We start from the raw sequence: 14,156 nt of genomic DNA on the forward strand, positions 1-14,156 counted from the left end.
CTAAGTGCCCAGCGTCAGGTTTTTCTGGTGGCCGTGTCCGTCGAGTTGGACGTCGATGACCAGGGGAGAGGCGCTGACAAGGGCCACGCCAGCATCCGAATCCACAAGGGTGCCCCACGCGGAGCCAGCGAGCGTGATCCGCACAGAGGACTGCGTCCGTGATGGATCTGCCACGGACACGGCCAGCCTGTCGCCGGTTTCGCGCAGAGCAAGGGTGCAAGGCCCTGAGACCGAGTAATCCCCAACGCCGCCAGCTGCGAAGAAGTTGGCCATCACCAACTTGTCCTTGGCGACCTTCACCATGTGGACGTCCGCCGAGTTGGCCAGCACTTTCACGCCGGGGTTTGCGGACTCTGAGAACGTGACTTCATGGCTTGCGGCAGGCAACACCATATATGCGTAGCCAGCTCCCACAGGATCCACCCCGTGGTGATGCGTGATGGTCACGTAGTCCCGGGTGACAGGATCAGGGGATCCTCCCGTGTCTGCTCCGGAGTTGACGTCAAACCAGCTTCCTGTCCGGTGGATCACCGCCACCTCCGGAGAACCGGAGACGCCCGGCGCTTCAAGGAAGACGTAGCCGCCATGACCGTCGATGTGGACCGACCTCTGAACCGTCACGGCGGCGTCCCCGGGAGCCAGGGAACGGTTCCGGGAATCCGTCCGCACGGAAGGCACTGAACCCGGAGCAAAGGACCTGTTCTCGATGGTGGTCCGTACCGCAGCCCCACCAGTGCCGGTGATGCCGGCGCCCAGGCAGACCACGGCGTCGTCCAGGAAGAACCATGATTTGCGTCCGGACACTGTCTTGTTGTGGTTGAGGTGGTCCATGCCGATGACACCCCAGCGCCCATCTGCCGTGAGCCCGCCGGCGAAGGCTTGGAACGCGCGCGGGATGCCGGTTCCCGCGCCGCCGGCTCCACTGGCCCGGGTCTGGTCGTTCACGGTGGTTCCGGGAAGGCCATACGGGTCCACGGTGGGCCAGAAGTCGGCGCTGAACTGCGAAGGGTCTTGCCGCGTATAAACGAAAGTCATGCCATCGCCTTGGTACCAGCCGAGGTTGTTCTCGCTGTTTCCCCATTCGTAGCGGCCGATCCTCTTTGATGAGAGGTTTACAGTGCAGCCCCACTGCGGGCGGTGGTGGACCAGCCTGTCCTGGTCAGCGAACATCCGGCTATACACCGGTGCCTGTGCTGAAACCACTGCGGAATCGGACAGGACGCCAAGCGACAACAAGGACTTCGCCAGGCTCTGTGTTGGATGCCCCACGAGTTTCTGGTCGGCACAGCGTTCCAGCCAGCCTTTGGCCAAGGCGAGGAACCTTGAACGGTAGGGCTCATCGCAGCCGGGTGCGAGCAGCAAGACGGCGGAGATCAGGGCAAAGCCACTGACGTAGTCGGGCTCGCGCTGACGGGACACGGCACGGCCGCGGATGGTGTCCATGATGCGGCCGTCCCACACGAAGGGTGCATAGGTGTCCTCCACTGCATCCAGGAGCACTGTGCGCTTGGGGTCGTTGACTGCCCACGTGCTTCCACCGAGCATCGCTATGATCTCGGCGATGCCAGCCAGAGCCACCACACCGTAGGTGCCGGCATAGGGCAGATAACCGTGCTGCACGAACGAACCGTCTGTGTAGAAGCCATCGCCGCTGGTTACGTACGTGAAAACGCTGTTGGTCCCGCCGCGGACGGTGTCACTCAAGGCGTCCCTGCCAAGGGCAATATCGTCCACATTGTTGTCCAGGATGCCCCGCATGCAGCAGGCCAGGGACTTGTCCACGCGGTTTGCCCCGGTCTCTGCAAGGGATGTGGCGCGTCCACGCCAATTAGGGTTCGGCGCGAACCAGCGGACGGCTGCCAGCAATGACGTCCGCAGGTCTTCGGGGACCTCTGCGTACATCAATGTGAGGATGTCCACCGTTTTGCGTGGCACACCTATCTCCCAGAACCACCAGTTGCCCGCTGCCCGCATTCCGGATTTGTAGGCGGTGTCATTCAGGAGTTTCAGGCCAGCCACTATATCCGAGGCCAATTGGGGGTTGCCGGCATAAGGATTTCCTGGAACCGCATAACCCAAGGCCATGTCATAGAGGCGGTTGAAGTGCAGGCCCATGTTGCCTGTGGCCGCCGTCGACTGTCCAATGCCTGTCAGGGGAACGTCATTCCACAAGGACGTCCGGGTGGCTGTCTTATCCAGGGAAGTCCACCAATTTTCCGCGGTTTTCCCCATTCCCTGCAGCTGGGCAGCAAGCTCCGGGATGCCCGCAGCACTTTGTCCGCCTGTGAGGACCATGCGGCGGCGTCCTATGAGTTCCTGTAGCCCGGGTGCCGGTTCCGCAAAGGCCGGGGCAGAGCTGGAAAGCAGGGCTCCGGCCAGTGCGGCGGCACCAGCAGCGCGGAAGAGGGTCCTACGGCTCAGTGTGGGTCCATTGAGGGTCAAAACGGCTCCGTTCAAAACTGTTGCCAGCAAAGCCGGGCATATCCATGTGACTGTCATCTGTGGTTGTTCCCGATCTGGGAAGACCCGTGAATGCCAGGTACTTGGGTGTGCCTCTGGATATTGGCAAGTTGGGGGTGGACGTGGCGGCGAAAGTTTCCGCAACCTTATGTCCGCTTGGTGGACCCCTCAACAGAAATGAACAAAAGTGCTCACACGCCGAGAACGCGGGAACGCGTCCAGACCGCCCGAGGTTTCCGGGCTCTCACGCACGGTTCCGGCGACCTCGCTGCAGGAAGCGCTCGACGCCGGGGGCTAGGCTCCCGCAGCGGCCGCGATCCGGGCCTTTTTCTTCATCGACGAGTTCTTCCTGGCCGTGCGCAGCATGTCCACCGTGAGCACCAGCAGGGCGAGCCACACCACGCAGAATCCGATCCAGCGGGCCGTGGTCATGGTCTCGTTGAAGACGGCCAGCGCCACGATGAACTGAAGAATCGGTGCGAAATATTGGAGCAGACCGATGGTGGTCATGGGCAGGCGACGGGCTGAGGCGCCGAAGAAGAGCAGCGGCACAGCCGTGATGACGCCCGATGCCAGAAGCAACCAGAAATGCCCGGGCCCATGGGCGGTGAGTGTTGCCACGCCGCTTACGCCCAGGACAACCATGGTGGCGGCTGCCAGGGGAGCCAGGACCACTGTTTCAACGGAGAGGCTGGTGAGCGCATCGACCCTGGGACCGACCCGCTTCTTAACGAACCCATAGAGACCGAAGCTGAAGGCCAGGATCAAAGCAATCCAGGGAAGCTGCCCGTAGGAAAAGGTCAGGACGCCCACCGCAATAAAGCCGATGCCCACTGCTGCCCATTGGAGTGGCCGCAACTTCTCCTTGAGCACGAATACACCGAGCAGGACCGACACCAACGGGTTGATGAAGTATCCAAGGGATGTTTCCACAGCGTGCCCTGTGGTCACACCGAAGGTATAGGTAAGCCAGTTGATGGCTATCAATCCAGCTGCCAATGCCAGTGGGCCAAAGACGGAGCGGTCCTTCACGGCGGCGCCGAAGACCCTCCACGCCCGAGTGACCGTGATCAGCAACGCGCAGAAGAGCAGCGACCAAACCACGCGGTTGGCAACGATTTCGATTGCCCCCGCCGGTTGAAGCGCCAGGAAGTACAGCGGAAGCAGTCCCCACAGACTGTAAGCACCAATGCCAAAGAGGATTCCCGCCGTCGACTCGCTCCAGACCGGCTTTCCTCCGCGGGTCCTGCCGCCAGAGGTGTCGCCGCTAAGTTCACTGGACGCACTCACAGTCGCGGGCTGGCTGGAAATGGACGAGTTTGCGGTGATCTGCTCGGGTGTCGACACAATGTCGCCAACACCAAATGGGAACGCAATATTCCGCAATGTTGGCATCAATCGCCTGTTTTCTTGTGACTCCTGCCATATAGGAGGCCGGGTGCGGGGCGGACATCTAGAATTGGAATCTGCGCGCCCCAACAACGGCGTGGCTTACTGCTTCGGAAGGGCTTACGGTGTCCAACTCAGCCGCAACCACCCCCAAACGTCCGCTTCGCGTCGCCATCGTGGGCGCCGGTCCCGCCGGCGTGTATGCCGCCGACATCCTGACCAAGTCCAACGAGGTCAAGGACGGGGACGTGGAGGTCAGCATCGATCTCTTTGAGGCGTACCCTGCGCCTTATGGGCTGATCCGCTACGGCGTGGCGCCGGACCACCCCCGTATCAAGGGCATCGTCAACGCCCTGCACAAGGTGCTGGACAGGGGCGACATCCGCTTCCTGGGCAACGTCACCTACGGCAGGGATCTGACGCTTCACGATTTCCGTGCTTTCTATGACGCCGTGATCTTCTCCACGGGGGCCATCAAAGACGCGGACCTCAACATCCCGGGCATCGGGTTTGAAGGGTCCTTCGGCGGAGCCGATTTTGTTTCCTGGTATGACGGGCACCCGGACGTTCCCCGGGATTGGCCGCTGGACGCCAAGGAGATTGCCGTCATCGGCAACGGCAACGTTGCCCTTGATGTGGCTCGCATGCTGGTCAAGCACCCCGATGAGCTGCTGGTCACCGAGATCCCCGAAAACGTCTACGAGGGCTTGAAGAAGTCGCCCGTTACCGACGTCCACGTGTTTGGGCGCCGCGGTCCTGCGCAGGTTAAATTCACCCCGCTGGAATTGCGGGAGCTGTCCCACTGCAACGACGTCGACATTGTCCTGTACCCGGAGGACTTCGAGTTTGACGAAGCCTCCGATGAGGCGATCCGTACCAACAACCAGATCAAGACCATGGTCAACACCATGACCAACTGGCTGGTGGAAGAACACGCGGAATCCGAGCAGCCATCCTCGCGCCGTCTGCACTTGCACTTCCTGCACAGCCCCGTGGAAATCCTGGACTCGCCGGAAACTCCCGGCAAGGTTTCCGGCATCAAGTTCGAGCGGATGCAACTGGATGGAACCGGCAACGTCAAGGGCACCGGTGAATTCCTGGAGTACCCGGTGCAGTCCGTCTACCGCGCGATCGGCTACCACGGCTCGCCGCTTCAGGAGCTTCCGTATGATGCCCGCCGCGGTGTCATACCGAACGACGGCGGTCGCGTCCTGGATGCCGACGGCAAGCCCGTGCCGGGAATCTACGCCACCGGCTGGATCAAGCGTGGACCTGTAGGCCTGATCGGTCATACCAAGGGCGATGCACTGGAAACCATCGGCTGCCTCCTCGAGGACCGGCTCACGTTGCCTCCAGCAGAGAACGCGGACCCCCAGGCCATCATCGATCTCCTTGAAGAACGCGGCATCGAATACACCACCTGGGAGGGGTGGAACCGCTTGGATGCCCACGAAGCCGCCCTCGGTGCCGCCTGGTCCAAGTCCAACTCGGAGTCCGAATCCGGCAACGGCAACGGTGTTATCCGGGAACGCATCAAGGTAGTCCCGCGTGAGGAAATGATCCAGATCTCGCGTGGCTAGCCCTTGGGTTTGTGTACACCGAACGTCCTGAATCGACTTCGCGGAAGGCGCCAGCTGTACACAAACTCCATTCCTGGAACTAGACTTTCGGGTACTGTGCCGCCAAGCACATGCACGCAGCGCACTGTCGCTGCGAATTACCGGGGAGTTCGATGAGGAATCCAATCCATCCGCCTGTTCCAGGCACCGAAGCCGGAAGGCTGCTGCAGAAGCGCGCCCTGGCTGGCCATGAACAATTGGATATGCTGCGGGCCGGAACTCCCGAGGAAATCTCGGGCCTCCGGCGTTTGGTGCGTGAGTCGTGGCAGCGTTCGGCCACTCTGCTGGCCAATCCTGATATCCCTGAAGCGCCACTTGCGATGGACCGCGACGAACTGGAGGACTACCGCCGCCAACACCCGCTGGCAGCGATCATGCCGGTGATCAGGAAGTTGCTGGTCCAGCCCAGCCATGACAGTGGGTTGCTCGTGGCGGTGGGGGACGACGTCGGGCGGCTCCTGTGGGTGGATGGCGATCCAGTCATGCAGCGCAGGGCCGAGGGGATGATGTTCGTTGCGGGCGCCGATTGGTCTGAAGCCTCAGTGGGCACAAGTGCTCCCGGGACTGCGCTCGCCCTGGATCGCAGCATCCAGATCTCCGGGGCCGAGCATTTCAAGAGATCAGTTCACCCATGGAGTTGTACTGCTGTTCCCTTCCATGACCCGGATTCCGGTGCCGTGCTGGGCGTCGTGGACATCACTGGAACCGAGACCGCGGTGGCCCCGCACACGGTATCCCTGGTGGAAGCAACCGTTGCGGCTGCACAGGCGCAGTTGCGCATCGAGCGTCTCCAGCTGGCAGCTGCCGTACGGGAAGGACCGCGACGCCGGAGCTCAGCTTCTGCTTCCAGCCACACTCTTTACCGGAACAGCCTGCAGTTGTTGGGCCGTGACCAGGCCCTTCTCAGCATTGATGGCCGGACGGTTTCCTTGTCGGCCCGCCACAGCGAAATCCTGGCTATCCTCTGCAGCGAACCGGCCGGCCTCAGTGCGGACGACCTCTGCGCGCAGCTATACCCCGGAGATGGCTCGGGGGTGACTTTACGGGCGGAAATGGTGCGGCTGCGCAAAGTTCTCCATGAACTCAGCCCCGGCGCGGTGCCCGAATCGCGACCCTACCGCCTGCCCGTTGAGTTGCTTCCCGATTCAGGCCAGGTGCTCAGTTGCCTGCAGCGCGGAGCCCACCGTATTGCCTTGGAGATCTACAAAGGCGCAGTCCTGCCGCGCTCGGAGGCACCCGGCGTCGTGGAGTTGCGTGAGCGGGTTTCGCATCTGCTGCGGGAAGCGCTCCTCAGCGACGGCAGCGTTGATTCGCTCCTGAAGTACGCTGAGCTGCCCGAGGCGAAGTACGACGTCGAACTCCGCCTTGCCGTCCTGAAGCTGCTGCCGCCGCGCTCACCCAAGCGTGCCGCCGTCGTGGCCGACCTTGAACGGATCGACACGGAACTCAAAGCGTGAGCTGACTCACATGATTGCAACGTAGCTGCAACCTGCCCGCTCCTAGGCTCGAATCAATGGCGACAGCCACCGTGATTCGCAGCAAAGGAGCTAGCAATGACCGTTTATGCACAGCCGGGTGCCGAGGGTTCGAAGGTCACCTTCAAGGACCGGTACGAGAACTGGATCGGCGGGGAATGGGTTGCTCCCGTCAAGGGCGCCTACTTCGAAAACATCACGCCCGTCACAGGCAAGGCTTTCTGCGAAGTTGCCCGTGGCACATCCGAGGACATCGAACTGGCACTCGACGCCGCGCACAAGGTCGCGCCATCCTGGGGCAAGACGTCAGCGACAGAACGCGCCGCGATTCTGAACAAGATCGCAGACCGCATAGACGAGAACGTTGAGCTGCTCGCCGTTGCTGAGACATGGGACAACGGCAAGCCCGTCCGCGAGACCCTCAACGCGGACATTCCCCTGGCTGCCGATCACTTCCGCTACTTCGCTTCGGCTGTCCGTGCCCAGGAGGGCCACCTTTCGCAACTGGATGACGACACCACCGCCTACCACTTCAAAGAACCACTGGGCGTGGTGGGCCAGATCATCCCCTGGAACTTCCCCATCCTCATGGCCGTGTGGAAGCTGGCACCTGCGCTCGCCGCCGGGAACGCCGTCGTGCTTAAGCCAGCGGAGCAGACGCCAACGTCGATCCTGGTACTGATGGAATTGATCGCTGACCTGCTGCCCGCAGGCGTAGTGAACGTCGTCAACGGTTTCGGCGTCGAAGCCGGAAAGCCACTGGCTTCCAGCCCCCGTATCCGCAAGATCGCCTTCACGGGCGAGACCACCACCGGCCGGCTTATCAGCCAGTACGCGTCCAACAACCTCATCCCCGTCACCCTCGAACTTGGCGGCAAGAGCCCCAACATCTTCTTCGACGACGTCGCAGCCCAGAATGACGCGTTCTACGACAAAGCACAGGAGGGCTTTACGCTCTTCGCCTTTAACCAGGGCGAGGTTTGCACCTGCCCCTCACGTGCCTTGGTCCAGGAGGGGATATACGACTCGTTCATGGCTGACGCCGTAGCCCGCACCAACAAGATCATCCAGGGCAACCCGCTGGACACGGAAACCCAGATCGGTGCCCAGGCTTCCAACGACCAGCTGGAGAAGATCCTCTCCTACATCGACATTGGAAAGCAGGAAGGTGCCAAAGTCCTCACGGGCGGCGCGCGGGCCGAGCTGTCCGGCGACCTTGCCGGCGGCTACTACGTCCAGCCCACGATTTTCGAAGGCCACAACCGGATGAGGATCTTCCAGGAGGAGATCTTCGGCCCTGTGGTCTCCGTGACCAGGTTCAGCGACTACAACGACGCAATCGGCATCGCCAATGACACCCTGTATGGCCTTGGTGCCGGCGTGTGGTCGCGCAACGGAAATGTCGCCTACCGCGCGGGCCGGGAAATCCAGGCCGGCCGCGTGTGGGTCAACAACTACCACGCCTACCCGGCCGGTGCCGCCTTCGGTGGCTACAAGTCCTCAGGCATTGGCCGTGAAAACCACGCCATGATGCTGGATCACTACCAGCAGACCAAGAACCTCCTGGTCAGCTACAACGAGAACAAACTCGGCTTCTTCTAAACCCGTCCTGTTCATCGATCAAAGGAGATCGTCAATGTCCGCAACCATGCAAGCTGCAGTAGTCACTGAATTCGGAACCGACCTTACGGTCAAGGAAGTGGAAAGGCCGACGCCGGGTCCCGGCCAGGCGCTGGTCCGCCTCATTACCTCGGGAGTTTGCCACACCGACCTCCACGCCGCCGAAGGCGACTGGCCGGTCAAGCCGACCCCACCGTTCATTCCCGGGCATGAAGGCGTGGGTGAAGTCGTCGCTCTGGGTGAGGGTGTCACGGACGTTGCCGTTGGCGACCTCGTGGGGAACGCCTGGCTGTGGTCCGCCTGTGGGGACTGCCAGTACTGCCGCACCGGCTGGGAAACCTTGTGTGAGTCCCAGCAGAACGGTGGTTATAGCGTGGACGGCTCGTTCGGCGAGTACATGCTGGTGGACACGCGCTTTGCTGCCCGCATCCCGGAAGGCTCGGACCCGGTGGAAGTCGCTCCCGTTCTTTGTGCCGGGGTCACGGTCTATAAGGGCTTGAAGATGACGGAGGCCAGGCCCGGTCAATGGGTCACCATCTCCGGCATCGGGGGCCTGGGCCACATTGCGGTCCAGTATGCGGTGGCGATGGGGCTCCGGGTCGCGGCAGTGGATATTGCCGACGACAAGTTGGCGCTTGCTCGTGAACACGGCGCCGAGCTAACGGTCAATGCACTCCACGAGGATCCGGCGGAGGTCATCCAGCGCGAGACCGGTGGCTGCCACGGTGTCCTCGTGACGGCGGTCCACCCTTCTGCTTTCGGGCAAGCGATCGGCATGGCACGTCGTGGCGGAACCATCGTGTTCAATGGTTTGCCGCCGGGCGACTTCCCGGCGCCGATCTTCGAGATCGTCCTCAAGGGACTCACCGTCCGGGGATCGATTGTGGGTACCCGCCAGGATCTTGAGGAAGCGCTGGAGTTCTATGCCCAGGGCAAGATCAAGCCAACGGTCTCCACCCGGGAACTCTCGGAAGTCAACGCGGTCTTTGACGAGATGAAGCACGCCAAGATCGATGGCCGAGTGGTTCTGAAGTTCTGATGGACCACCCCGTGTTGGAAGCCGCGGTGACGCTGCCCGGGGAGGATTTCTCCCGGGTGGCGCTCACCGCGGCCTCTGTCGAACTGTTGCGGAAGCTCTGGGAGCACCATGGACCGCTCATGTTCCATCAATCCGGTGGCTGCTGCGACGGCTCCGCTCCCATGTGCTACCCGGCGGGGGAGTTCCTCACCGGTGATTCAGATGTGCTCCTGGGCCGGTTCGATATCAGTGCCGGCTTGGGAACCGGAGCGGGCCAGGATCCCAAGCCCCTCGAGTTCTGGATGTCCAGGGAACAGTTCGCCTACTGGTCCCACACCCATCTGACTGTCGACGTGGTTCCGGGCCGGGGAAGCGGCTTCTCTGTAGAGTCCCCGGAGGGGAAGCGGTTCCTGATCCGCTCCACCATCATGGACTGGGACGTACAGGGTGTTTAGTGGTGTGACGGGGGCTACTCGCCTCCGTCACACCAGTCACACCAGTAACGCCGGCTCAGAGACCGTCTCACTATCTGGGATAAATATGGTCGTCCACTGACCGGACACTATTCTTGATGAGTCCTATACCACCCCCATCCAGAATGTGGCATTTTTATGAACATTTTCAGGACCAAGTCGATCGAGCAGTCGATCGCCGACGCCGACGAGCCCGGGCGCAAGCTGAAGCGAAGCCTCAGTACCTGGGACCTGATGATCATGGGTGTCGCCGTCGCTGTCGGTGCCGGTATCTTCTCCGTTGGCGCCAAGGCTGCTGCAAACTTTGCCGGCCCGGCCGTCACCATCTCCTTTGCCATCGCAGCCGTCACGTGCGCCTTGGCCATCATGTGCTATGCCGAATTCGCCACGGCAATCCCCGTGGCAGGTTCGGCCTACGTGTTCACTTACGCCACCATGGGCGAGGTGCTCGCGTGGATCATTGGATGGAACCTCATCCTCGAACTCTTCACGGCGGCTGCGGTGATCGCCAAGTACTGGGGCATCTACCTCAGCAAAGTCTTCGCCCTGATGGGCCTGGATATCCCGCCGGCGCTCAGCCTGGGCGGCGTGGACCTCTATTGGGGCGCCTTCCTCATTGTCGCGATCTTCACGGTGCTGCTGGTGCTGGGGACGAAGTTGTCCGCCCGTGTTGGCAACATCTTCACTTTGATCAAGATTGCCGTAGTGCTGTTCGTGATCGTCGTGGGCTTCAGCTACGTGAAGTTCTCCAACTACACACCGTTCATTCCTGCCTCCGAGCCAACTTCCGGAACGGGTGCCGCCGATGTCATGAAGCAGTCCTTCTTCGGCTTCCTGACCGGTGCTGCTCCTGCCCAGTACGGTACTTTGGGCATTTTCGCAGGTGCTGCCCTGGTGTTCTTCGCCTTCATTGGCTTTGACGTTGTTGCAACCTCCGCGGAAGAGGTCAAGAACCCGCAGAAGACTCTGCCCCGCGGTATCTTCGGGGGCCTGGCAGTGGTCACGCTGCTCTACATCCTCGTCTCCCTTGCTTTGACCGGCATGGTCTCCTACACCCAGCTGGCAGAGGAAAAGAACCCCACATTGACCACGGCTTTCGAGGCCGTAGGCAACAACGATGCCGCCAAGGTCATTGCGTTCGGATCCCTGGTGGGCCTGACCACGGTGATCATGGTGCTGCTCATGGGCCTTTCCAGGGTGGTTTTGGCCATGAGCCGCGACGGGCTGCTGCCGCGGTCCCTGTCAAAGACCAGCGTGAAGCGCTCCACGCCTGCACGCCTGCAGATCATTTGTGGTGCAGCAGTGGCACTGGTGGCCGGGTTGACCAACGTGGATCTCCTGGAGGAAATGATCAACATTGGAACGCTGTCCGCGTTCGTGATGGTCAGCCTGGGAATCCTGGTGCTGCGCAAGAAGCGTCCGGACCTCAAGCCCGCGTTCCGGGTCCCGTTCGGCAAGGTCCTGCCATGGGTTTCCGCCATCCTGTGCATCTACCTCATGACCAACCTGGCAGTCGAAACCTGGATCTTCTTTGCGATCTGGCTGGTCATTGGCATGCTCATCTACTTCTCCTACGGGCAGCGCCACTCGCGGCTCAACGAGAAGTTCGCCTCAGCCAGGTCAGCCGTTAATGGCGGTTCTGCAACCCCCGCGGTCAAGGGCGACGAGGACGAAGACTCCTTTACCAAGGTCTAAACCAATCCCGGCCGCTTGTCAGACAGCTGGCTGGAATCACCATCGAAAGCGCTCGGGAACTGCAATTCCCGGGCGCTTTTGGTGTTCCCGCGCGCCTTGGTGTTCCCGGGCGCTGACTGACGGCGGAACGCGCGCTGTTCCGGGGAGGACCAAGTCCTAGGGTGCAGCGTGCTTCCCAACCCACTCCACCAGCGGCCTCAGCACTTCCCACCGGTCAGCGATCTCGTGTTTTGCCGACGGCGTGGAGAGCCATTCCGGCTCACCAACCTCGACGCCGGCAGACAAGGACTTGTGCTTAAGGAGCTCGGCGCGTGGATGGTCTTTGTCGAAGCCCCGCGGAACGGTCTTGAGCTTCTCGCCCTGGATGGCGAAACCCGCTGCGGCAACTGAGTCCACAATCTGCTGCAGTTCCCCTCCACTATCGGGAGCGTCCACAGCCGCGCGGAAGCGTGCCAATTGCGCGGGAGTGTATGAATGGCAGCCGCCACCGATCAACAGACCGTCGGCACTTACCTGGAGGTAGAACCCGAGGCTTTCCTGCGACGCTGCGAAGGCGCCCTGGGCCGTCTTGTAGGGCGACTTGTCCTGGGAGAACCTGATGTCCCTGTTTGGCCGGAAGATCTTCGCCGGCCCGAACTCAGGCTCCAGCTCCGAAAGGAGGGCCGCCAGCGGCTCCTTGACGGCGGCGTCGTAGGTGTCTTTGTGTTCCAACCACCACTCGCGGTTGTTGTTCTCTTCCAGTTCTTCATAGAAGCGGAAGGCTGCGGACGGAATTCCCTCGAATGTGCTCATGGAAGGATCCTATGGACCGCGGCACCAGAGCAGCCAGAGCCCAGCCCGCCTATGTGGAAAAACAAAGAAGAACACCCCGCTGCGGCGATCCGCAACGGGGTGTTCGACCTGGTACTTACCGGCTCTGATGCTTAGAGCTTGTTGGCTGCTTCGGCGTCGGAAGCGGTCTGGCCCGCGCCGAGGTTGGCGCGCAGCTTGGCGCCGAGTTCGGCGTCAACGTTGGTCCAGTACTGGATGGCGCGTTCCTTGATGTCGGCGCTCTTCACGCCACCCACGGCACCGGTGATGGTGTCCAGCAGGCGGGCCTTGGCGGCGTCGTCGTAGACCTCGCGGTACAGGGTACCGGCCTGGCCGAAGTCGCTGTCCTCGGAGTGCAGGGTGTGCGCGGAGAGGGTGAGCTCGCCGTCGTTCTCCCAGCCACCTGCCGGTGAAGCGGGCTCAACAGCAGCCGGGCCACCAACGGAGTTCGGTGCGTAGACCGGGGTGGAGGGGGCGTTGAACAGGTAACGTCCGGCGCCGTCCTGGCTGTAGTTGTTGACCTGGTTCTTGGGCTGGTTCACCGGGATCTGTGCGTGGTTGGTGCCCACGCGGTAGCGGTGTGCATCGGCGTAGGAGAAGATGCGGGCCTGCAGCATCTTGTCCGGCGAGGCAGCGATGCCCGGTACGAAGTTCGACGGCGCGAAGGTGGCCTGCTCGATCTGCGCGAAGTAGTTTTCCGGGTTCTTGTTCAGCTCCATGGTGCCCACGTGGATCAGCGGGTAGTCCGCGTGCGGCCAGACCTTGGTGAGGTCGAACGGGTTGAAGCGGTACGTCTTGGCGTCCTCGTAGGGCATGACCTGGACGTGCAGTTCCCACGAGGGGAAGTTGCCGGCTTCGATGTTCTCGGAGAGGTCGCGGATGTAGAAGTCTGCATCCGAGCCTGCCAGCTGCTCAGCCTGGTCGCCAGTGATGGTCTTGACGCCCTGGTTGGACTTGAAGTGGTACTTGACCCAGAAGCGCTCACCGGCGGCGTTGATCCACTGGTAGGTGTGCGAGCCGTAGCCCTGCATTTCACGCCAGGAAGCCGGGAGGCCACGGTCGCCCATGAGCCAGGTGACCTGGTGTGCGGATTCAGGGGAGAGGGTCCAGAAGTCCCACTGCATGTCAGCGTCACGCAGGTGGGTACCCGGGAGGCGCTTCTGGGAGTGGATGAAGTCCGGGAACTTGATGCCGTCGCGGATGAAGAACACCGGGGTGTTGTTGCCCACGAGGTCGTAGTTGCCCTCGGAGGTGTAGAACTTCACGGCGAAACCGCGGGGGTCGCGCCAGGTGTCAGGAGAGCCATTCTCGCCGGCAACGGAGGAGAAACGGATCAGCATGTCCGTCTCGACGCCCGGCTGCAGGAACGCTGCCTTGGTGTAGGCCGATACGTCAGAGGTGGTCTTGAACGTACCGAAAGCGCCGCCACCCTTGGCGTGCACTACACGCTCCGGGACCCGCTCGCGGTTGAACTGTGCAAGCTTCTCCACCAGGTAGTGGTCGGTCAGGATGATGGCACCGTCGGCGCCGACGGACTTGGAGTGCGCGTCGGAAGTAACGGGGGCACCTGACTGGGTTGTTGAAATAGCAGTCATTG

General features: G+C 61.9%; 10 protein-coding genes. 6 read left to right on the forward strand and 4 right to left on the reverse strand.

Translation table 11 applies throughout. The annotated features are described in order from the left end of the window. Both AC6I97_RS08060 and rarD read right to left on the reverse strand, forming a co-directional pair. Positions 1-2,442: a polysaccharide lyase 8 family protein gene (locus tag AC6I97_RS08060; RefSeq protein WP_497944639.1), complete on the reverse strand. Its 2,442-nt coding sequence runs from the start codon at positions 2,440-2,442 to the stop codon at positions 1-3. 312 nt (positions 2,443-2,754) lie between these two features. Further along, positions 2,755-3,846, reverse strand: a complete 1,092-nt coding sequence (gene rarD / locus AC6I97_RS08065) for an EamA family transporter RarD (RefSeq protein WP_497946988.1) — start codon at positions 3,844-3,846, stop codon at positions 2,755-2,757. A gap of 128 nt (positions 3,847-3,974) precedes the next feature. Here rarD and AC6I97_RS08070 point away from each other — a divergent pair, with 128 nt between their 5' ends. From AC6I97_RS08070 to AC6I97_RS08095, 6 genes are all read left to right on the forward strand, one after another. Then, positions 3,975-5,429 (forward strand): FAD-dependent oxidoreductase, encoded by a 1,455-nt coding sequence (locus AC6I97_RS08070; RefSeq protein ID WP_497944640.1) that lies wholly within the window; start codon positions 3,975-3,977, stop codon positions 5,427-5,429. Positions 5,430-5,581: 152 nt separating this feature from the next. Beyond that, positions 5,582-6,925 carry a GAF domain-containing protein gene (locus tag AC6I97_RS08075; protein WP_497944641.1) on the forward strand — a complete coding sequence of 448 codons (1,344 nt, stop codon included), beginning with the start codon at positions 5,582-5,584 and terminating at the stop codon, positions 6,923-6,925. Positions 6,926-7,021: 96 nt separating this feature from the next. Continuing rightward, positions 7,022-8,545: an acetaldehyde dehydrogenase ExaC gene (gene exaC / locus AC6I97_RS08080; RefSeq protein WP_497944642.1), complete on the forward strand. Its 1,524-nt coding sequence runs from the start codon at positions 7,022-7,024 to the stop codon at positions 8,543-8,545. 34 nt (positions 8,546-8,579) lie between these two features. Continuing rightward, complete coding sequence (adhP, locus tag AC6I97_RS08085) at positions 8,580-9,602, forward strand: alcohol dehydrogenase AdhP (protein WP_224165065.1); 1,023 nt, start codon at positions 8,580-8,582, stop codon at positions 9,600-9,602. Continuing rightward, entirely contained in the window at positions 9,602-10,036 is a 435-nt protein-coding gene (locus AC6I97_RS08090) for a DUF779 domain-containing protein (RefSeq protein ID WP_497944643.1), read from the forward strand. The genes adhP and AC6I97_RS08090 overlap by 1 nt, the downstream gene beginning before the upstream one ends. A gap of 156 nt (positions 10,037-10,192) precedes the next feature. Then, complete coding sequence (locus AC6I97_RS08095; protein WP_224165064.1) at positions 10,193-11,749, forward strand: amino acid permease; 1,557 nt, start codon at positions 10,193-10,195, stop codon at positions 11,747-11,749. 156 nt (positions 11,750-11,905) lie between these two features. On the opposite strand, the gene AC6I97_RS08100 is transcribed toward AC6I97_RS08095, so the two are convergent. Then, the gene (locus AC6I97_RS08100) at positions 11,906-12,541 is read right to left on the reverse strand and encodes a DUF2461 domain-containing protein (protein ID WP_497944644.1); all 636 of its coding nucleotides are present in this window, start codon (positions 12,539-12,541) and stop codon (positions 11,906-11,908) included. A 131-nt stretch (positions 12,542-12,672) separates the two neighbouring features. Next, entirely contained in the window at positions 12,673-14,154 is a 1,482-nt protein-coding gene (locus tag AC6I97_RS08105) for a catalase (RefSeq protein WP_224088432.1), read from the reverse strand. Positions 14,155-14,156 lie beyond the last annotated feature (2 nt).

The organism is Arthrobacter sp. TmtSoilC48 (assembly GCF_059739425.1).

Excerpts from the sequence above, each read along its gene's own strand:
- AC6I97_RS08075 (WP_497944641.1), top strand. The coding sequence starts at position 5,582 with ATGAGGAATCCAATCCATCCGCCTGTTCCAGGCACCGAAGCCGGAAGG.
- exaC (WP_497944642.1), top strand. The coding sequence starts at position 7,022 with ATGACCGTTTATGCACAGCCGGGTGCCGAGGGTTCGAAGGTCACCTTC.
- adhP (WP_224165065.1), top strand. The coding sequence starts at position 8,580 with ATGTCCGCAACCATGCAAGCTGCAGTAGTCACTGAATTCGGAACCGAC.
- AC6I97_RS08090 (WP_497944643.1), top strand. The coding sequence starts at position 9,602 with ATGGACCACCCCGTGTTGGAAGCCGCGGTGACGCTGCCCGGGGAGGAT.
- AC6I97_RS08095 (WP_224165064.1), top strand. The coding sequence starts at position 10,193 with ATGAACATTTTCAGGACCAAGTCGATCGAGCAGTCGATCGCCGACGCC.
- AC6I97_RS08100 (WP_497944644.1), bottom strand. The coding sequence starts at position 12,541 with ATGAGCACATTCGAGGGAATTCCGTCCGCAGCCTTCCGCTTCTATGAA.
- AC6I97_RS08105 (WP_224088432.1), bottom strand. The coding sequence starts at position 14,154 with ATGACTGCTATTTCAACAACCCAGTCAGGTGCCCCCGTTACTTCCGAC.